The organism is Thioalkalivibrio sp. ALE16 (genome assembly GCF_000381305.1).
Lineage (GTDB): Bacteria > Pseudomonadota > Gammaproteobacteria > Ectothiorhodospirales > Ectothiorhodospiraceae > Thioalkalivibrio.
Genome location: NZ_KB906374.1, coordinates 34,569 through 53,493 on the forward strand (window position 1 = coordinate 34,569; position 18,925 = coordinate 53,493).

Genomic DNA, 18,925 nt, shown 5'->3' on the forward strand with positions numbered 1-18,925 from the left:
CGAAAAACGTGATGCGGTTGGCATCGTCTCCCCGGAATCGGTAGTGTCCGCTGCGGGGAGTCCGCGTCGCGTGCGCCAGACCGACCGCGGCCTCCCTCCAGAACAAAACAACCAGGGGGAGACCGCATGACCTTGAAGCCTTCGCGCCGTCTGGCGCTTGCCGCCGCCGTCAGCACCGTCCTGTTCGCCACACCCACGACCCTGCTGGCCGCGGGCTTTTACCTGCAGGAGCAAGGGGTCTCCGGTCTCGGCCGCGCCTATGCCGGCGAGGCCGCCATCGCCTCCGATGCCAGCACCATCTACTTCAACCCGGCCGGCATGACCCGCCTGGAACGCAACGAGGTGCAGGCAGGCGTGTATCTGCTGGCCCCCGAGGCCAAGGTCAGGCGCAGCAGCTCCACCATCAATGGAGCCCCGTACGAGGGCCGCGACGGCAACAACCCCTACGACCCGACCCCGATCCCCAACCTGTACTGGGCAGAGCAGTACTCCGAACGCGTCTGGCTGGGCTTTGGCCTCAGCGCGCCCTTCGGCCTGAAGAACGAATACAACGATGACTTCTTCGCCCGCTACGACTCGCTGGAATCCGACCTGCAGGTGCTGAACCTGCAGCCCAGCATCGCCTTCGACCTGACCGACCGCATCTCCATCGGCGGCGGCCTCGACCTGCAGTACGCCGACGCGACCCTGCGCAGCGCCATCCCCGGCGGCTTCCCGCCCACGCCCGCCAGCGATGGCGAATTCAAGCTCGAGGGCGACAACTGGGATATCGGCTTCAACATCGGGATGCTGTTCGATCTGGGCGATGACACCCGCCTCGGCATCCATTACCGCGACGGCATCACCCACACCCTGAGCGGCACGGCGACCATCACCGAGCCCGCGGGCGGGCCTGTCTCCGTGCTGCCCGGGCAGGCCGACCTGAAGCTGCCTGATATCGCATCCATCGGCATCCGCCACCGCTTCAATGACCGCTGGACCGGCCTGGCTCAGTACACCTGGTTCAACTGGTCGAACTTCGACGAGATCCGCATCCAGCTGCCGCAGGGCAACGAACAGGTGCTGGAACAGAACTACCGCAACAGCTACGCCCTGGCGGTCGGAGCCGAGTACGAAATGAACCCGCGCTGGACCCTGCGCGGCGGCATCCAGTATGACCAGACCCCGACCCAGACCGACGGCCGCAGCACACGCACCCCGGATGGTGACCGCACCTGGTTCTCCGTGGGCGCCACCTTAACCAGCAGTGACCGCTTCACCTTCGACTTCGGTTACAGCTACATCCACATCGGCAGCGAGGACCTGGACGTCACCCGGGGCTTCGATTCCAGCGGGGATGGACAGGCGGATACCTTTGTGAACATGCAGGGCACCACCTCGGGTCACGTGCACGTACTGGCCGCCGCCATGCGTTACCACTTCTAGCACCGATACCGGGGCCGGGCATTCGCCCGACCCCGGCGATCACCGCGCAAGCTCCACGTCGCAGGCCGCCGCCAGCGCGCGACGGTCGGCCTCGCTCAGGTCGCGCCGCCCGGCGTTGGCCTCCCCCAGCATCGCGTGCATTACGGCCGCCGGGTCGTCCACGTGATCGATCCCCAGGGCATGGCCCAGCTCGTGCGCCAGCGTCAGGCGCAGCTCGTCCGCGTCGCTCGCCTTGAACACGGTGATCGAGCGCCGCGCCCCGTGCTGCTCGTACACCGCCATGTCGAAGGCCCCGGTCGTACCGATCTCGCGGTTGAGCTCCGCGACCCGCTCGTTGAACCCATCGATCTCGCGCTCCAGTGCCCGGATGTCGCGGTTGAGCTCGTCACGGCGCTGTTCCAGCGTGCGCCGGCGCTGATCGAGGTCGTCACCCGCGCGGTCCAGCGCCCGGCGCTGCCGCTCCAGACGTTCGCGATTCCCCGCGCTGTGCGCCATGCGACCGGCATTCCAGGCGGCCACCGCCTGCTCGTATTCGCGCTGGCGCGCCTGAAAATCCTCGAGATGACGCTGATAGCCCGCGGCATCCGCCGCCAGCGCCGAGTGGCGATGATCCAGGCGCTCCTCGCGCTCGGCGATCCCCCGCTGGAGGCGGTCCAGTTCCGCGCGGGCACGGTCCCGGCTCTCGGCTCCTGCCTGGCGCTCGTCGAACACCAGCCGCACCGGCATACCCTCGCCTTCACGCTGGCGGAAGAGCACGTCCGGCGTCTCCCCGTCCCACATCCGGACGGCCGCATCCAGGGCCATCTGCACCGCGTCGCGCTCCAGGCGGAAGCGCGGATCCACGCCCGCCAGGTGCAGGGCGACCGGCACCTCGCAGCGCGGCGCGGCCAGGTGCGCGTGCCCACCGGACGAGCCCGGCAACTGCCCCTCCTGCCACAGCACACCCCCCAGCGCGAGCGCGCCGACACCCCCGACCAGCCACAACGGCAATGCCATCGCGTTTCCTCCGAGTGAATCCTTGTAGAACCACTGATCAATGTTTCCTTAAGGTGCCAGTGCGCGGTCGCGGAAACCAGCGTTTGCCCCGTCATGGCGGGGCAGGCACCATTGAACGATCGCCTTACCCCGTTTCAGGAGACTGTCATGCTGCGCATCCTTTTCGCCGCCCTGCCCCTCGTGGCCCTGCCGCTGGCCGCCCAGGCCGACACCCCGAACATCCAGCCGGGCCTGTGGGAAAACCAGAACACCATGATCATGGAAGGCATGGGCAACATGCCGGACCAGACCGAGACCACGACCGAGTGCGTCACCCAGGAAGACATCGATCGCGGCGAAAGCATTATCGAGGCGCCGGAGGGCTGCACCCTGGATCAGATGGACATGACCGCCGAGCGCATGGACTACACCATGAGTTGCACGGACCCGCAGGGCGGCCAGATGCAGATGGAGGGCAGCATGCGTTTCATGGGCGATCGCGCCGAGGGCGAGATGACCAGCGAGATGGACACCCCGATGGGCCCGATGAACGTGCGCATGGAAATGCGCGGCCAACGCATCGGCGACTGCTGACCCCCCCTGTATTCACCACGAAGCACACGAAGACACGAAGAAGGGCCAGGTCAAGAGCCTGTCTACCACAGAGGTCACGGAGGACACAGAGAGATAAAGGGGGCATATAGGGCGGGCGGCTGACCCTGATCGCCGCTCGCCCTATTTCAGCTCAACGGGATGGCAGGCTGTTCCGGAGCAAGCGGGAAGCAGTTCCTGGTCCCGATCTGATCTCAACGGATCATTCCATTGCCCCTCCCCTTGAAGCCTTTCGGATTTCTCCGTGGTCTCTGTGCACTCCGTGGTCAATCCGACTTTGAATTTCTTCGTGCCTTCGTGTGCTTCGTGATAGCCACGCCCTGAAAGAGCTACGTCCTGCGCCAGAGGAGGATCTGGTTGTTGGCGGGGAGGTCAATGACCGCCTCGGGTGCGAGACCGGCGGCGGTGGCGAGCGCGTCCAGGTGGGCGCGGTCGCGCACGCCCATGCCCGGGTCCTGCGCCCGCAGCATCTGGTCGAAGCGCGCGTTGGATTCGGCAGTGTGGGCGCCGTCGTGGGCGAACGGGCCATACAGGGCGAACAGCCCGTCCGGCGCCAGCACCCGAGCCACGCCGGCGAACAGCGCCTCGACCGCCGGCCAGTGCATGATGTGCACGGTGTTGGCGCTGTAGACGTATTCGAACGGCCTCTCCGGCCAGGGGTCCCGCAGCACGTCCAGTGGCCGTGCCGGCCGCAGGTTGGGCACGGCGGCATCGCGCCGCCAGGCCTCTACACCGGGCAGATTCTCGGCCACATCACTGGGATGCCAGTCCAGGTGGGGAAGCGCCGCGGCGAAGTGCACCGCGTGCTGCCCCGTTCCGGCGCCAATCTCCAGCACCCGACCGTGGGCAAGAAAGCGCTCGCGCAGCACCTCCAGGATCGGCGCGCGGTTCTGTTCCGCCGCCGGGGCATAGGGCTTGTCACTGGCCATCGTATCCATCCATCCGGAAAAGCAGGCCGGGTATTCTGGACGCCTCGCGAGCGCACTGCCATGATCGGGAGACACCTTTTCCCAGGCACCCTGCCGATGCCCCGCTCCCGGTTATCCCTGCCCCTCGTACTCGTCCTGCTGCTGGTTCTGGCCAGCGATGCCCTGGCGCGAGAGATGGCCACTGATCCGGATCGCCTGCTGCCGGTCGAGCTGGCCACCGTCGGGGTGGACGCCAACTCCGGCGCCCCCATCGCGTTGCTGCGCCACCCGGCCTCCGGCGAGGTGGTGCCCATCGTGATCGGCACCGATCAGGCCCGCGCGATCCTGCTCGCGATGCACGAGGTCCCGCTGTCGCGCCCGCAGACCCACGATCTGATGATCGACCTGCTGGAGCAACTGAACGCCCGCCTGGAGCGGGTGATCGTGGACGGCCTGGAAAACGGCACCTATCTCGGCTGGCTGGAGGTGCGTGTGGCCGGCGACGACGAGCCGCGGATGATCGACACCCGTCCCAGCGACGCGCTCGCCCTGGCCGTTCGCAGCGGGGCGGCGATCCACGTCGCCCCGGAGATCCTCGAGGCGGAGGTGCCCTTCGACTACACGCCGCCGGGCGAGGACGAGGTCGTCACCGCCCTGGGCATCACCGTAGTCGAGGCCCGCGACGACCTGCGCGAGGCCCTGCAACTGCCCGACGAACCCGGCGTTCTGGTCAGCCGCGCGACCGGGCGGGCCGCCACCGCGGGACTGAGCCACGGGGCCCTGATCCTGGAGGTGAACGGCCGCGTGCCCGCCACCCCGATGGACTTCCTCGAGGCGGTCTCGGCTACCGCCGATGGCGCGGAGGCCGAGATCCGCTTCTGGCTGGACGGCGACACCCGGACGATCACCCTGCCCACGGACGTCCCCGCTATCGAGGAGTCCGACGACGCCCTGACCGTCTGAGCCAAGTCGGAACGGACGTGAGTCAGTCCCCCTGCGGTAACCGCGGGCGCAACCAGTCGAGCGTGGCGGTGGTCGCGGGATCGTGTGCGGCGGGTGTCGCCCCCGGCTCCAGATCCGCGAGGATCTGGCCGGCCAACTGCTTGCCCAGCTCCACCCCCCACTGGTCGAAGGCGTTGATACCCCACAGCGTGGCCAGCACGTAGATCTTGTGCTCGAACAGCGCGATCAGCGCGCCCAGCGTGGCCGGGTCCAGGCGTTCCAGCAGGATCAGCGTGCTCGGCCGGTTGCCGGGGAAGCTCCGGTGCGGCGCCAGGGCGTCGATCGCCTCCGGCGACTGTCCCGCCGCCGCCATCTCCGCGCGCACCGCGCCCTCGTCCTTGCCCGTCGCCAGCGCCTCCGCCTGCGCGACCAGGTTGGCCATCAGCAACGGATGCTGCGCCGGCAGGTCGTGCTCGGGGCGCGCCACGCCAATGAACTCGGCCGGGATGAAGCGCGTGCCCTGATGCAGTAGCTGAAAGAAGGCATGCTGGCCGTCGGTCCCCACCGCGCCCCAGACCACCGCGCCGGTGTCGTCCGTCACCACCTGGCCGTCCAGCCCCACGCGCTTGCCCAGGCTCTCCATCTCCGCCTGCTGCAGGTACGGGGGCAGCAGCGACAGGCGTTCGTCGTAGGGCAGCACTGCGCGCGACTGCGCGCCCAGCAGATTCTGGTTCCACAGATCCACCAGCGCCATGCGCACCGCGGCGTTCTGCGCGATCGGCGCGCGCCGGACGTGCTCGTCCACGGCGTGCGCGCCGCCGAGGAAGGCACGAAAGCCGTCCATGCCCAGCAGCAGTGCCACCGGCAGCCCGATGGTGGACCACACGGAGTAGCGCCCGCCGACCCAGTCCCAGAAACCGAACATGTTGTCCGGGTCGATGCCGAATTCGGTCACCCGCTCGCGCGCGGTGGACACCGCCACGAAGTGGCGCGCCACGGCCGAGTCGTCCGGTGCATGGCGCAGCAGCCAGGCGCGGGCCGCGCGGGCGTTGGTCAGGGTCTCCTGGGTGCCAAACGTCTTGGAGGCGACGATGAACAGCGTGGTCTCCGGGTCGGCCTCGCGCAGCACGGCGGAGAGGGCCGCGCCGTCCACGTTGGAGACGAACTGGACCGCCAGCGGCGCGCCTTCGGCCGTCGCCCGCGCATGCGGCGCCAGCGCCCGGCAAACCATGCGCGGCCCGAGGTCGGAACCGCCGATGCCAATGTTCACCACCCGCTGGATCGGACGTCCACTGTAGCCCCGGTGGGTACCGTCGTGGACCTGTTGCACGAAGGCCTCGACCCGGTCCAGCTGGGCATGCACCTGGGGCACGACATCGTGGCCATCCACCTCGCAGCGCGCCTCGCGCGGCAGACGCAGGGCGGTGTGCAGCGCCGCCCGGCCCTCGGTGGTGTTGACCCGTTCGCCGGCGAACAGCGCGCGCAGCGCCTCCGGCACCTCGCAGGCCGCGGCCCGCTCGAAGAGCGCATCCCAGGCCGGGGCGTCCAGGCGCTGACGCGTCCAGTCCAGGCGCATGCCGGCGATTTCCTGCACATCCCGCTGCACCCGGTCGGGATCGCGCGCGAACAGATCGCGCAAGGTCTCGCCCTCCAGCCGGCGGGCCTCGACCCGCAGGGCACTCTCCATCCCCGTATCCCGTCCTGTCGTCATTCCATGCCCCCGCTTGTCCTGTTCCCCAGAGTGCCGCCCGGCCCCCTGCGTTACAATCCATAGAAACCATCCGGCGCCGCCGGTTCCGTTCCCGGGGAACTCTTCATGCGCATCCTGTTCGCCAGCAGCGAGGCCTACAGCCTGGTCAAGACCGGCGGGCTCGCCGATGTCAGTGCCAGCCTGCCCGCCGCCCTGCGCCGCCGACGCCAGGATGTGCGCCTGGTCCTGCCCGGTTATCCCGAGGCCTGCCGCAACCTGGTGGATGCCACACCGCGCCCGGGTCCGGACAACGCCCCGTGGCAGCTCCTCGAGGGCCGCCTGCCCGGCACTCGCGTGCCGGTCTACCTGATCGACTGGCCGGAGTACTTCCAGCGCGCCGGCAATCCGTACAGCGCCAGCAACGGCATGGACTGGCCGGACAACGCCCAGCGCTTCGCCGGTTTCGCCCGCGCCATCGTCGCCCTCGCGCGCGACGAGGCCGGGCTGGACTGGACCCCGGAGCTCATCCACCTGAACGACTGGCAGACCGGCCTGGTGCCGCTGCTGCTGGACCCGGAGCGCACCGGCATCGAGCGCCCGCGGACCGTATTCACCATTCACAACCTGGCCTACCAGGGCCTGTTCCCGGCCAGCACCTTGCAGGAGCTGAACCTGCCCGCGGACCTGTGGCACCCGGAGGCGCTGGAGTTTCACGACCAGCTGTCGTTCATGAAGGCGGCCCTGGTCTTTGCCGACGCCATCACCACGGTCTCGCCGACCTATGCCCGCGAGATCCAGGAGCCAGCCTCCGGCATGGGCCTGGACGGCGTGCTGCGCGCCCGCGCCGCGGACCTGCACGGCATCCTCAACGGGGTCGACTACCGCGACTGGGACCCGGCGCGCGACCGCCATATCGCCGCGCGCTACAGCGCCGACGACCTCGCCGGCAAGGCCGCCAACAAGGCCGCGCTACAGACCCGCCTGGGCCTGGAACCGGACCCGGACATCCCGCTGCTGGGCCACGTGGGCCGCATGGTCGAGCAGAAAGGGGTAGACCTGCTGCATGCCGCCTGCACCCCGCTGCTGGAGGCCGGGCGCATCCAGCTGGCCCTGGTCGGCTCCGGCCAGAAGGACCTGGAACACGCCACCGGCGCCCTGGCGCGCGCCTATCCCGGCCGGGTCGGGGTGCACATCGGCTATGACGAGCCCCTGGCCCACCAGATCGAGGCCGGCGCCGACCTGTTCCTGATGCCCTCGCGCTTCGAACCCTGCGGTCTCAACCAGCTCTACAGCCTGCGCTACGGCACCCCGCCGGTGGTCCACGCCACCGGGGGCCTGGCGGACACCGTGGTCGACGCCACACCCGATCATCTGGACGCCGGCACGGCCACGGGATTCAGCTTCTCGCCGGACAGCGTGGCCGCCCTCGGCGGCGCGCTGGAGCGCGCCCTGGGGCTGTACGCCGCCCGCGGCGACGGCCGCTGGGAACAACTGATGCGCACCGGCATGGCCCGCGACTTCGGCTGGAACGCGAGCGCCGACGCCTATCTCGCCCTGTACCGCGAACAGCTCCCGCGCCGCAGCCGGCGTGCGAAGGCCGCATCTGCGCTATAATCGCGTCCTTTTCGCGACCTCCCGACCCCAACCGGCAAGCCCAGGCAGCGGCGATCGTCGTCCTGCGCGCACAGGCCCGATATGACTCGAAGCGATCAACACGACCGATTCCTGCCCAAGGACAAGGAACTGCGCGCCCGCGTGCGGCTGTTCGGGGAACTCCTGGGCAACGTGATCCACAAGCTGGAAGGCCAGGCGGTATTCGACGCGGTCGAAAAGCTGCGCCGCGGCTTTGTCAGCCTGCGCAAGAACGAGGACCCGGACCTGCGCCGCCAGCTGATGGCGGACATCACCCACTTCGACGCCGCGCTCACCGAGCGCGTGATCCGCGCCTTCAGCATCTACTTCAGCCTGGTCAACATTGCCGAGGAAGACCTGTTCTACCGCTGGCGCCGGGCCCAGGTCTCCAGCGGCGAACCGCTGTGGACCGGCTCCTTCGACCAGACCCTGCGCCAGCTGCATGACGAGGGGGTCACCGCCGAGGAGCTGGAACGGCTGCTCAGCGAACTGCACTACCAGCCGGTCTTCACCGCCCACCCCACCGAGGCCCGTCGCCGGACCACGATGGAGAACCAGCGCCGCGTGTTCGAGACCGCCGACCGGCTGAACCAGCCCGGTCTGGGCGAGGAGGAACGCCGCCTGATCACCGAGGAACTGGAAACCCAGATCCAGATCCTCTGGCGCACCAACGAGGTGCGGGTGAAGAAGCCGCAGGTCCAGGACGAGATCAAGTACGGTCTGTTCTACTTCGAGGAGAGCCTGTTCGAGGCCATCCCGCAGTCCTACCGCTTCCTGGAAAAGGCCATCCGCCGCATCTACGGCGTCCACCCGGACGGCAGCCTGCCGGTGCGGATCCCGGCCTTCCTGCACTTCGGTTCCTGGATCGGCGGGGACCGCGACGGCAACCCGAACGTGACCCCCGAGGTCACCGAACTGTCCTGTCGCCTGGCGATGGAGCAGGTCCTGCGCGAATACATCAAGCGGGTCAACCACCTGCGCAACGTGCTGACCCACTCGTCGTTCATGTGCCAGCCGTCGCAGGCCTTCCTCGACAGCCTGGACTCCGACGCCAACATCGCGAACGCGGTGTTCCAGGGGGCCTCCGACCGCTTCGAGAGCGAGCCCTACCGGCGCAAGCTCTACATCATGCGGTATCGCCTGCGCGAAACCCTGGACACCGTGGTCCGGCGGGTACATGGCGAGGCCGCGGTGCTTCCGACCAACAGCGCCTATACCGACGCCCAGGCCTTCCTGAGCGACCTGAAGCTGATCCGCGACTCGCTGATCAGCCACGGCGACCGCAATATCGCCAGCGGCGCGCTGACCGATCTGATCCGCCTGGTCGAGACCTTCGGCTTCCACCTGCACCACCTGGACGTGCGCCAGGAATCCACCGTGCATACCGACGCGATCGCCGAGATCCTCGGCCAGCTGACCCCGGACACCGACTACGCCGCCCTGGACGAGACCGGCCGCCAGCAGGCCCTGAGCGACCTGATCGCCGCCGAACAGCTGCCGGAACTGGACCGCGACGCCCTGGGCGAAGGCACCCGCGAAACCCTGCGCGTGTTCGAGGTGATCCAGGGCATGCGCCGCGAGGTCGGTCCGGATGGCATCGGGACCTACGTGATCTCCATGACCCACGCGGCCTCGCATGTGCTGGAGGTCCTGCTGCTGGGGCGCCTCGCGGGGCTGGCCGGAGACAACGAGGATGGCAACCCCTTCTGCCACCTGCGCATCTCGCCGCTGTTCGAGACCATCGAGGACCTCCTGCATGTCGAGGACGTCCTCGAGGGCCTGCTGTCCAACCCGGTCTACGCCCGCCTGCTGGCCGCCTCCGGCAACATCCAGGACGTGATGCTCGGCTATTCGGATTCCTGCAAGGACGGCGGCATCCTCGCCTCCAGCTGGAACCTCTACGAGGCGCAGAAGAAGATCGTCGGCATCACCGACCGCTTTGGCGTGCGCTGCCAGCTGTTCCATGGCCGCGGCGGCACCGTCGGCCGTGGCGGCGGCCCGACCCATGAGTCCATCCTCGCCCAGCCCCCGGCCACCGTGCAGGGGCGCATCAAGTTCACCGAACAGGGCGAGGTGCTGTCGTACAAGTACTCCAACGTGGAGACCGCGGTCTATGAGCTGGGCATGGGCGCCACCGGTGTCATGCTCGCCTCGCGCAGCCTGATCCGGCCACCGCGCCAGGATCGCGACGACTACCGCGCCACCATGCAGGATCTTGCGCAATGCGGCGAGGATGCCTATCGCGAGCTGATCGACCGCACCGACGGTGTGCTCGACTACTTCTACGAGATCACCCCGGTGCAGGAGATCGGCTTCCTGAACATCGGCTCGCGCCCCTCGCACCGGCGCAAGACCGATCGTTCCAAGAGCTCGATCCGGGCGATCCCCTGGGTCTTCGGCTGGGCCCAGGCGCGCCACACCCTGCCCGCCTGGTACGGCATCGGCACCGCGCTGGAGCGCTGGCGTGGCGACGATCCCGAGCGCCTGGCCCAGCTCCAGCGCATGTACCAGGAGTGGCCGTTCTTCCGCTCGCTGCTGTCCAACTGCCAGATGGCGCTGACCAAGGCCGACATGCGCACCGCGGCCGAGTACGCCCGCCTGTGCAGCGACCCGGAACTGGCCGAACGCATCTATGCCCGGGTCCGCGACGAGCACAGCCGCACCGTGACCGAGGTGTTGCGGGTCGCCCAGCTGGACGCCCTGATGGACGAGACCCCCCTGCTGGCGCGCTCGCTGCAACGGCGCAATCCGTATCTGGACCCGCTCAACAGCATCCAGATCCACCTGCTGCGCGAATCCCGCGAGTTCGACGCCGAGGCCGGAGACGACGCCGACAATCCCTGGCTGTCGCCCCTGCTGCGCTCGATCAACGCCATCGCCGCCGGCATGCGCAACACCGGCTGACCCTTACGGGAGCGCGAGCTGGCCGGTCCGATGGTCCGCGACCATCATCGCGTCAGGGAAACGCTGATCAATGTGCACATTGACCAGCGTTTCCCCTAGAATCCGGTCATGCGCCTGCTGCTCCTGATCGTTGCCATCGTCGCCGTGTTCCTCGCGGTGCGCACCCTGGTGCGCTCCAGCAGCAACCGCAAGCAGGTCTCCCGCGGGGAACGCCCCGAACGCCTCAAGGAAGGTGGCGCGGTGATCCGCTGCGCCTTCTGCGGCGTGCACGTGCCGGAGGCCGAGGCCTACCGCGACGGGGACCGCCTGTACTGCTCGCGCCAGCACGCCGAGGTCGACCGCAGCCGCTCGGACGCCGACACCCACAGCGAAGACGACTGATCCCCCCGCGCATGGACGGCCAGAACGGGGCGCACACGCCGATCGACGCCGACACCCGGCGTTCCGCCTGGCTGTTCGCGCTCTACCGGGTCTTTGTCGCAGCGGTTCTGCTGCTGCTGGGACTGTTCCCGGATACCCCGCTGGGACTGCATGCGGTCGCCCCCCAGTTCTACGCGGTGATCGCCACGGCCTACCTCGCCTTCGCACTGGCCGCGGCCGGCTTCGCCTGGCGTTGCACCCACAACCCGAACACCACCAGCCTCAGCCGCATCGCCCTGATCGGGGGCGCCGGGGACGGCATCGGCCTGATCGGGCTGCTGCTCGTCTCCGGTGGGGTCGGCACCGGGATCGGCCTCCTGCTGGTCCCCGCCCTGGTCGCCGCGGTACTGCTATCCAGCGCGCGCTTCGCGCTGAGTCTGGCGGCCATCGCCACCCTGGCGCTGCTGCTGGCCGAGACGGTCAGCGCCCTGCTCCTCCATCCTGGCGAGAGCGCCATCACCCAGGCTGGCCTGCTGGGCGCCACCCTGTTCGCGGCCGGCCTGCTGGCGCGCCACTTCGCCCGCCGGGCCGGCGAGACGCGCGCCCAGGTGGAACGCCAGGAGGCCGACCTGGCGAATCTGGCCGAGCTGAATGCCCAGATCATCGCGCGCATGAGCGCCGGGGTCATCGCGGTGGACCCGGAGGGCTACATCCGCTCCATCAACGAGGCCGCCCGCCGCCTGCTGCCGCCACGGCCGGGGCGCCACCTGTCGTCGCTGTCGCCCTCGGTGGCCCGCGTCATCCGCGAGTGGCAGCGCAGCGGCAGGCCCAACACCAGCCAGCAGTTGCCGGGCGATCGCGACCAGCCGGCCCTGCGCATCCGCCTGGCGCCGCTGGGCGATCGCGGCGACCAGGGCACGCTGCTGATCCTGGAGGACGCCGCCGAGCTTCAGCGCCAGGCCCAGGCCAGCAAGCTTCAGGCCCTGGGCCGGCTGACCGCCAGCATCGCCCACGAAATCCGCAACCCGCTCGGTGCGATCAGCCACAGCGCCCAGTTGCTCGGCGAGTCACCGGACCTCGCGCCTCACGACCAGCGCCTGCTCGACATCATCAACAACCAGAGCAAGCGGGTGAACGAACTGATCTCCAATGTCCTCAGCCTGTCACGCCGGGACGCCGGCGAGCGCGAACGCCTGAACCTGCAGGAGACCCTGGACCGCTTTGCCGAGGAGTTCTGCGGGGCCCTGCAACTGCCCCGCTCCACCCTGCATGCCCGGGTGGAACCGGGCGACTCCGAAATCCAGTTCGATCGCTCGCAGCTCAACCAGATCCTGTGGAACCTGTGCACCAACGCGCGCATCCACGGCGGTCACGACGAACCCGACAGTCCGCCCATCGTGTTGCGCGGGGGCGCCGGCCAGGTCGCCCGCGTGGTCAGCCTGGATGTCATCGATGCCGGTCCCGGGATCTCCACGGAACAGGAAAAGGACCTGTTTGAACCGTTCGTCTCCGGTCGCAGCGGCGGAACCGGGCTCGGCCTGTACATCTCGCGCATGCTGTGCGAAAACAACGGGGCCTCGCTGGAGTACATCCGGACGCCCACCGGCGGCTGCTTCCGGATCCTGTTCGCTCCCCTGGAAGACGAATCGCCAAAGGAACAAGGCGCATGAGTATCCGTCACGTGCTGGTCGTGGACGACGAGCCCGATATCTGCGAACTGCTCGAGATCACCCTGGCACGCATGGGCCTGGAAGCGACCACGGCCACCCGCCTGGAACCCGCCCGCGCCCTGCTCGCCGAACGCGACTTCGACCTCTGCCTGACCGACATGCGCCTGCCCGATGGCGACGGCCTCGAGCTGGTCCGCCACATCCAGTGCGAACGCCCGGAATTGCCGGTGGCCGTGATCACCGCCCACGGCAGCGTGGACACGGCGGTGCAGGCACTGAAACTGGGGGCCTTCGACTTCGTCAGCAAGCCGGTGGACCTGAAACAGCTACGCGAACTGATCGATGCCGCGCTGCGCCTGGAGACCCGTGGTCCCGGGCCGGAAGAAGGGCCCGATGACGCGACCACGCCGGCCCGCCCCGACGACAGTCCCCTGCTGGGCCATTCCGAACCCATGCAGCGCCTGCGAGCCACCATCCACAAGCTGGCCCGCAGCCAGGCGCCGGTGTTCATCTCCGGCGAATCCGGCTCCGGCAAGGAACTGGTCGCGCGCGAGATCCATCGCCTCGGGCCGCGCGCCGAGCGGCCGTTCGTCCCGGTCAACTGCGGCGCCATCCCCGGCGAGCTGATGGAGAGCGAATTCTTCGGCCACCGCAAGGGCGCCTTTACCGGGGCAACCCAGGACCACACCGGCCTGTTCCAGTCCGCCGACGGCGGCACGCTGTTCCTCGACGAGGTTGCCGACCTGCCACTGCCGATGCAGGTCAAGCTGCTGCGCGCCATCCAGGAGCGAGCGATCAAGCCGGTCGGCGGCACCCGCGAGATCCCGGTGGACGTGCGCATCCTCAGCGCCACCCATCACGATCTCGAGAAGGCCGTACGCGAAGGGCGCTTTCGCCAGGACCTCTACTACCGACTGAACGTGATCGAGCTGAAGGTCCCCCCACTGCGCAACCGCCGCGAGGACATCGAGCGCCTGGCCGCGCGTATCCTGCGGCGCATCAGCGAGCAGTGGGAGACCGGCGATCTGGAACTGGCCCCCGATGCCCTCGCGGCCCTGCAGGGGCACGGCTTCCCGGGCAACGTCCGCGAACTGGAGAACATCCTGGAGCGCGCCGCCACCCTGTGCGAGGGTCGGCTGATCCACGCCGACAACATCGACCTTCCCGCCACTGGCCTGGGCACCGAACCCGTCATGGACCGCGCCCCGGACAGCCCGTCTGACCCCGACCACAGCGCCCGCAACGAGGCCGACCGCGCACTGGACGACCAGCTCGCCGCGCAGGAGCGCCAGGCCATCGCCACCGCACTGCAACAGACCGGCGGCAACCGTACGGCCGCCGCGCGCCTGCTCGGCCTCAGCTTCCGCCAGCTGCGCTACCGCCTGAAGAAACTCGGTATCGAGTAACGGTGGCGCGACCAGTCCGCCGCTACAGCAGATCCGCCCACTCGGTCAGGGCAAACCAGATCACGTAGCCGCCGTAGAGGATCAGAAAGATGATGCTGAGCACCGTGATCGGCCGAAACCCCTTGACGTCCACCTGGTAGGACACATCCTCCCCCTGCGCGCGGCGGCGGCGCACATCCATCCAGCGCGACACCCGCCACCAGACAAACAGCAGGATCAGGATCACGGTCAGGAACTTCAGCATCGCGGTTCGCTTCCTCGTCGGACGGCACTGAACGCGACACTACCCGAGAACGCCACCCTCCGCATTCTCTGATGACGGCCGCGCCTTTGCCCCGCAACCCTGGCGGGCAGAACGCTTGTGGGAGCCTGCTTGCAGGCGAAGCCCCCGCCAAACCCGGGCCTGCTACCCACGCCGCTTCGTATGCCGCGTCGCTGGCGCATTCCACGGATCCTCCGGCCAGGGGTGTTTCGGATAACGCCCCTTCAGTTCACGGCGCACCTCCGGATAGCCATTCTCCCAGAAGCTGGCGAGATCCTGGGTGACCTGCACCGGACGCCGCGCCGGCGACAGCAGGTGCAGCACCAGCGCCACGCGGCCGCCCGCGACCCGGGGCGTCTCGCCCAGGCCGAACAGCTCCTGCAGCTTCACCGCCAGCACCGGCGGGTCCTGCGTGTAATCAATCCGGTGGGCGGAGCCGGAAGGGACCTCGATGCGCGCCGGTGCCTCCCGCTCCAGTTGCTGCTGGTGGTCCCAGTCCAGTCGCGCGCGCAGGATCGCCGCCAGATCCAGCCGCTCCAGATCCCGGCGCCGCGTGATCCCGGCCAGATACGGCCCCAGCCACTCCTCGAGGGTCATCCGCAGCGCGTCGTCGCGCAGATCCGGAAAACCGGACTCCGGCATGGTTTCGTGCAGCAGCTGGATGCGCGCGCGCAGCTGGGTCGCCGCATCATCCCAGGGCAACAGCGCAAGGCCCTCGCGGCGCAGCCGCTCGCACCAGCGCGGGATGGTGGCGGCGGGGTCGTCCAGCGCGACCATCTGCCGCTCCACCACCAGCGTGCCGATCCGTCGAATCCGCGCGTTCTCCAGCCGCGCGCCGTCCTCCACCCAGTCGCAGCGCGTCTCGCGGTGGAAGAGTTCCGGCGCCTCCTGCTCCAGTGCGGCCAGATCCAGCGCCACCGCGCAGCGGATGCGTGCCTCGCGGTCGGCATCCGTGCAATCCACCGCGACCAGGTAGTCGGCATGCGCCAAACGCTCGCGCGCCGGCAGCCACGCGCCGCGGCCGTTCCCCATCACGAAGCGCCCGGCCACCTCGCCGCGGCGGCGCGCGATACGCTCCGGCCAGGCCAGCGCCGCCAGCACGCCCAGCGCCGTGCTTTCGTCCAGTGCCGCCTCCGTACCCGCGGGGCGCTCCCCGACTCGGGCCAGTGCCTGTTCCAGACGCCGCAGGCCGGATTGCCAGGCCCGCCCACCCGAACGCCGCGCGCGCTCCAGGCGCGCACCCAGCTCCAGCGGCGCCTCCGGCCCGGCCACACCCGGCTCCTCTACCGCCACCGCCAATTCGCAGGCCAGGCGCGCCAGCCCCCGCTCCTGGCCCCGCAACAGCATGTGCGCCAGCCGCGGGTGCGTCGGCAGGCGCAGCAGGGCACGGCCGTGCCCGGTCATCCGCCCGTCGGCATCCACCGCACCCAGTTCCGCGAGTACGGCCTGCGCGGAGGCCAAGCCCTGCGCGGGCGGCGGCTCCAGCCAGTCGAGCTCGGCCACCGCCTCGCCCCAGCCGGCCAGCTCCAGGGCCAACGGCAGCAGGTCCACCTGCTGCATCCCCGGGGTCGCGTAGTCCGGGCGCGCGACCTCGTCGACCCGCGACCACAGGCGGATCGCTACGCCGGGCTCGGTGCGACCGGCACGCCCGGCCCGCTGTTCGGCGGCGGCCTTCGAGGCCGGGAGCGTCACCAGCCGCGAGAGCCCGGTCGCCGCATCGAAGCGCGGCTCGCGGGAGAGCCCCGCGTCGATCACCACGCGCACGCCCTCGATGGTCAGGCTGGTCTCGGCGATGTCGGTCGCCAGCACCACCTTGCGCTCGCCCGCGGGCGCCGGGCGCACGGCCCGGGCCTGCTCCTGCGCCGACAGCCGCCCGAATAGCGGCGCGATCTGCGCGGGGCCGGAGGCCGTGTCCACCCCCTCACCCAGACGCGCGGCCACCTCGCGGATCTCGCGTTCCCCGGGCAGGAAGACCAGGATCGAGCCCGTCTCCACCGCCAGCGCATCCCGCACCGCCCGCGCCACGCCGTCCGCCAGCGGCGCATCTTTCGCCATCGGGGCATAACGGACCTCGACCGGGAACTGCCGCCCACGCGCCCGCAGCACCGGCACGGCATCCGCCTCCGGGCCGGCCAGCAGCCGCGCCACGGCCTCGTCGTCGAGGGTCGCCGACATCACCACGATGCGCAGCTCCGGGCGCAGCAGCCGACGCACCTGCAGCGCAAAGGCCAGCGCCAGCTCGGCCTCCGGCCGGCGCAGGTGGAATTCGTCGAAGACCACGGTGCCAACCCCTTCCAGCAGCGGGTCGCCCTGGATGCGCCGCAGGAACAGGCCATCGGTGACCAGCTCCACCCGGGTGCGATCCGAGACCTTCTGCTCGTCGCGCACGCGGTAGCCGACCGTCTGCCCGGCCGCTTCACCGAGCTGCCCGGCCATGTAGGTCGCCGCCATGCGGGCGGCCAGCCGGCGCGGCTGCAGCACGATCACGCGATCCTCGGGGCTGGAGGCGGCCAGATGCAGCGGGACGCGGGTGGTCTTGCCGGCACCGGGTTCGGCCACCAGCACGGCGGCACCGCGCGTCTGCAGCGCGGCATCCAGGGGGGTTAGCAGATCTTCCAGCGCCCGGGCCTGCGGCGCCTCATTCAACTCTGTGGCCATCTACAGCGGTCAGTTCTCGGTAACCCGCGTGCCGGCCCGCACCCGGTCCCCCGGGCGGGTGACGACACGCTCGCCCGCCTCCAGGCCCTCGAGGATCTGCGTGGCGAAGCCCGAGCGACGCCCCACCTCGACCCGGCGCGGCTCGGCACGGCCGTCCTCGACCACGAACACCGACCACTCGCCGCGGTCCCGGGACAGCGCACTGGTCGGGACCTGCAGCACGTTGTCCCCTTCCCACAGCAGGAACTCGGCCTCCACGCGGTAGCCCACCGCCAGTCCGGCCATGCGTGCCTCCACCGCGTCCAGGTCGACGATCACCGGCACGCGCTGCTCGTCCACGCCCAGCGCGGAGATCCTGGTAAAGCCGAACGGCTGCACCCGGCGTACGGTGCCCTCCAGTTCGGCATCGCGGCCCCAGTCGGTCAGGCGCACGCGCATGCCCGGCACCACGCGCACCGCGTCCATGGACAGCAGATCCACCTGCACCTCGAGGTCGTCGAGATCGCCCACGACCAGCACCGGCTCGCCGGCCCCGATCGTGCCCTCGCAGCAGCGATAGCGCTCCAGCACCACCCCCGAGGCCGGCGAGCGCACGGACAGCGTCTCGGCCTCGGATTCCGGCATCTGGCCGCTGGCGATCTCCAGCACGATCCGGGCACCCTCGATCTCGCTGCGCGCGACCTCCACCGCGGACTCGCCGGCGCGCACCGCCGAGCGCGCGCGGTCGCGTGCGGTCTCCATACGCTCCACCTCGGTGGCCGAAACGGCCCCGCGCTCGAACAGCTCCTGGTGCCGGCGGTACTCGGATTCGGCGAAGCGCGCCTCGGCCCGCAGGTTCTCGAGATTCGCCTCGGCGCTTTGCAGGCGCGACCGCGCGGCGGCGAGATTCTCGCGTGCCTGTTCGCGCGAGCGCACATCCAGTGCCGGGGTCGGCAGGGGCTCCATGCGGAACAGCGTGTCGCCGAGCGCGACCGCGTCGCCCTCTTCCAGCTCCAAGCGATGCAAGAAGCCGGCGATCGGCGCGGACACGGTAAAGGTGTCGCGCAGCCGCGTGCGGCCTTCCTCGCGTACGGTCTCCTCGAACGGGCCGGCCTCGACCGTGGTCAGCGACACCGGAACCGGCTGCGGGCGCAGCGCCCACACCAGCGCGGCCACCCCCGCCAGCACGATCAGCCCAACCGTAATTCGCTTTTTCATCGCCATAGCGTCAGTCTCGCAAATCCCGCCATCCGGCGCTTCCCCATCACCCGGTGTGGCGCAGATCGCGCTGGACGCATATCGGTTATCACCTGACTTACCGTTCATCTCAACCGTTGTGAGGCTGGTCCTGGTTCGTCCTCCGGTGTTTACGGTGCCTTCGGTCCACATACTGCCCGGCGCTGACTCGCCAGCGCGCCGCGAGGTACTTCTTTGCTCGTGCAAAGAAGTACCCAAGAAACACGCCCGACTGCCGCGACCCCGGCCCGCTGCGCGGGCCGGGG

At 69.6% G+C, this 18,925-nt stretch carries 14 protein-coding genes; 8 read left to right on the forward strand and 6 right to left on the reverse strand.

Going from position 1 to position 18,925, the window contains the following annotated elements; translation table 11 throughout:
- Nucleotides 1-126: 126 nt before the first annotated feature.
- The gene (locus F627_RS0113945) at nucleotides 127-1,425 is read left to right on the forward strand and encodes an OmpP1/FadL family transporter (RefSeq protein ID WP_018879794.1); all 1,299 of its coding nucleotides are present in this window, start codon (nucleotides 127-129) and stop codon (nucleotides 1,423-1,425) included.
- Nucleotides 1,426-1,464: 39 nt separating this feature from the next.
- Here F627_RS0113945 and F627_RS0113950 read toward each other — a convergent pair whose 3' ends face one another.
- Nucleotides 1,465-2,421, reverse strand: coding sequence for a matrixin family metalloprotease (locus F627_RS0113950; protein WP_042835279.1), 957 nt, complete (start codon nucleotides 2,419-2,421; stop codon nucleotides 1,465-1,467).
- A gap of 147 nt (nucleotides 2,422-2,568) precedes the next feature.
- On the opposite strand from F627_RS0113950, the gene F627_RS0113955 reads away from it, so the two are divergent.
- Nucleotides 2,569-2,994 carry a DUF3617 family protein gene (locus F627_RS0113955; RefSeq protein WP_018867892.1) on the forward strand — a complete coding sequence of 142 codons (426 nt, stop codon included), beginning with the start codon at nucleotides 2,569-2,571 and terminating at the stop codon, nucleotides 2,992-2,994.
- Between the two features lie 347 nt (nucleotides 2,995-3,341).
- Here F627_RS0113955 and F627_RS0113960 read toward each other — a convergent pair whose 3' ends face one another.
- Nucleotides 3,342-3,941 (reverse strand): DUF938 domain-containing protein, encoded by a 600-nt coding sequence (locus F627_RS0113960; RefSeq protein ID WP_019584394.1) that lies wholly within the window; start codon nucleotides 3,939-3,941, stop codon nucleotides 3,342-3,344.
- 96 nt (nucleotides 3,942-4,037) lie between these two features.
- On the opposite strand from F627_RS0113960, the gene F627_RS0113965 reads away from it, so the two are divergent.
- On the forward strand, nucleotides 4,038-4,883 hold the full coding sequence (locus tag F627_RS0113965; RefSeq protein WP_018867894.1) for a bifunctional nuclease domain-containing protein: 846 nt from the start codon (nucleotides 4,038-4,040) through the stop codon (nucleotides 4,881-4,883).
- A gap of 22 nt (nucleotides 4,884-4,905) precedes the next feature.
- Here the strand turns inward: F627_RS0113965 and pgi are convergent, their stop codons facing one another.
- Nucleotides 4,906-6,549 carry a glucose-6-phosphate isomerase gene (gene pgi / locus F627_RS0113970; protein WP_019584395.1) on the reverse strand — a complete coding sequence of 548 codons (1,644 nt, stop codon included), beginning with the start codon at nucleotides 6,547-6,549 and terminating at the stop codon, nucleotides 4,906-4,908.
- A 129-nt stretch (nucleotides 6,550-6,678) separates the two neighbouring features.
- On the opposite strand from pgi, the gene glgA reads away from it, so the two are divergent.
- The 5 genes from glgA to F627_RS0113995 all read left to right on the forward strand — a co-directional run bounded on the left by glgA (nucleotide 6,679) and on the right by F627_RS0113995 (nucleotide 14,524).
- Nucleotides 6,679-8,166 carry a glycogen synthase GlgA gene (gene glgA / locus F627_RS0113975; RefSeq protein WP_018875577.1) on the forward strand — a complete coding sequence of 496 codons (1,488 nt, stop codon included), beginning with the start codon at nucleotides 6,679-6,681 and terminating at the stop codon, nucleotides 8,164-8,166.
- Nucleotides 8,167-8,247: 81 nt separating this feature from the next.
- Entirely contained in the window at nucleotides 8,248-11,088 is a 2,841-nt protein-coding gene (ppc, locus tag F627_RS0113980) for a phosphoenolpyruvate carboxylase (protein WP_019584396.1), read from the forward strand.
- 108 nt (nucleotides 11,089-11,196) lie between these two features.
- The gene (locus F627_RS0113985) at nucleotides 11,197-11,469 is read left to right on the forward strand and encodes a PP0621 family protein (protein WP_018867898.1); all 273 of its coding nucleotides are present in this window, start codon (nucleotides 11,197-11,199) and stop codon (nucleotides 11,467-11,469) included.
- An 11-nt stretch (nucleotides 11,470-11,480) separates the two neighbouring features.
- The gene (locus tag F627_RS0113990) at nucleotides 11,481-13,118 is read left to right on the forward strand and encodes a PAS domain-containing sensor histidine kinase (protein ID WP_018867899.1); all 1,638 of its coding nucleotides are present in this window, start codon (nucleotides 11,481-11,483) and stop codon (nucleotides 13,116-13,118) included.
- Complete coding sequence (locus tag F627_RS0113995; protein ID WP_019584397.1) at nucleotides 13,115-14,524, forward strand: sigma-54 dependent transcriptional regulator; 1,410 nt, start codon at nucleotides 13,115-13,117, stop codon at nucleotides 14,522-14,524. The genes F627_RS0113990 and F627_RS0113995 overlap by 4 nt, the downstream gene beginning before the upstream one ends.
- 22 nt (nucleotides 14,525-14,546) lie before the next feature.
- Here F627_RS0113995 and F627_RS0114000 read toward each other — a convergent pair whose 3' ends face one another.
- The 3 genes from F627_RS0114000 to F627_RS0114010 form a co-directional block, all read right to left on the reverse strand.
- Nucleotides 14,547-14,768, reverse strand: coding sequence for a hypothetical protein (locus F627_RS0114000; protein WP_018867901.1), 222 nt, complete (start codon nucleotides 14,766-14,768; stop codon nucleotides 14,547-14,549).
- A 162-nt stretch (nucleotides 14,769-14,930) separates the two neighbouring features.
- Nucleotides 14,931-17,444, reverse strand: a complete 2,514-nt coding sequence (hrpB, locus tag F627_RS0114005; RefSeq protein ID WP_019584398.1) for an ATP-dependent helicase HrpB — start codon at nucleotides 17,442-17,444, stop codon at nucleotides 14,931-14,933.
- A 9-nt stretch (nucleotides 17,445-17,453) separates the two neighbouring features.
- The gene (locus tag F627_RS0114010; protein WP_019584399.1) at nucleotides 17,454-18,647 is read right to left on the reverse strand and encodes an efflux RND transporter periplasmic adaptor subunit; all 1,194 of its coding nucleotides are present in this window, start codon (nucleotides 18,645-18,647) and stop codon (nucleotides 17,454-17,456) included.
- Nucleotides 18,648-18,925: the final 278 nt, after the last annotated feature.

Excerpts from the sequence above, each read along its gene's own strand:
- ppc (WP_019584396.1), top strand. The coding sequence starts at position 8,248 with ATGACTCGAAGCGATCAACACGACCGATTCCTGCCCAAGGACAAGGAA.
- F627_RS0113945 (WP_018879794.1), top strand. The coding sequence starts at position 127 with ATGACCTTGAAGCCTTCGCGCCGTCTGGCGCTTGCCGCCGCCGTCAGC.
- F627_RS0113960 (WP_019584394.1), bottom strand. The coding sequence starts at position 3,941 with ATGGCCAGTGACAAGCCCTATGCCCCGGCGGCGGAACAGAACCGCGCG.
- F627_RS0113995 (WP_019584397.1), top strand. The coding sequence starts at position 13,115 with ATGAGTATCCGTCACGTGCTGGTCGTGGACGACGAGCCCGATATCTGC.
- F627_RS0114000 (WP_018867901.1), bottom strand. The coding sequence starts at position 14,768 with ATGCTGAAGTTCCTGACCGTGATCCTGATCCTGCTGTTTGTCTGGTGG.
- F627_RS0113965 (WP_018867894.1), top strand. The coding sequence starts at position 4,038 with ATGCCCCGCTCCCGGTTATCCCTGCCCCTCGTACTCGTCCTGCTGCTG.
- F627_RS0113950 (WP_042835279.1), bottom strand. The coding sequence starts at position 2,421 with ATGGCATTGCCGTTGTGGCTGGTCGGGGGTGTCGGCGCGCTCGCGCTG.
- F627_RS0113985 (WP_018867898.1), top strand. The coding sequence starts at position 11,197 with ATGCGCCTGCTGCTCCTGATCGTTGCCATCGTCGCCGTGTTCCTCGCG.
- F627_RS0113955 (WP_018867892.1), top strand. The coding sequence starts at position 2,569 with ATGCTGCGCATCCTTTTCGCCGCCCTGCCCCTCGTGGCCCTGCCGCTG.
- F627_RS0114010 (WP_019584399.1), bottom strand. The coding sequence starts at position 18,647 with ATGGCGATGAAAAAGCGAATTACGGTTGGGCTGATCGTGCTGGCGGGG.
- F627_RS0113990 (WP_018867899.1), top strand. The coding sequence starts at position 11,481 with ATGGACGGCCAGAACGGGGCGCACACGCCGATCGACGCCGACACCCGG.
- pgi (WP_019584395.1), bottom strand. The coding sequence starts at position 6,549 with ATGGAGAGTGCCCTGCGGGTCGAGGCCCGCCGGCTGGAGGGCGAGACC.
- glgA (WP_018875577.1), top strand. The coding sequence starts at position 6,679 with ATGCGCATCCTGTTCGCCAGCAGCGAGGCCTACAGCCTGGTCAAGACC.
- hrpB (WP_019584398.1), bottom strand. The coding sequence starts at position 17,444 with ATGGCCACAGAGTTGAATGAGGCGCCGCAGGCCCGGGCGCTGGAAGAT.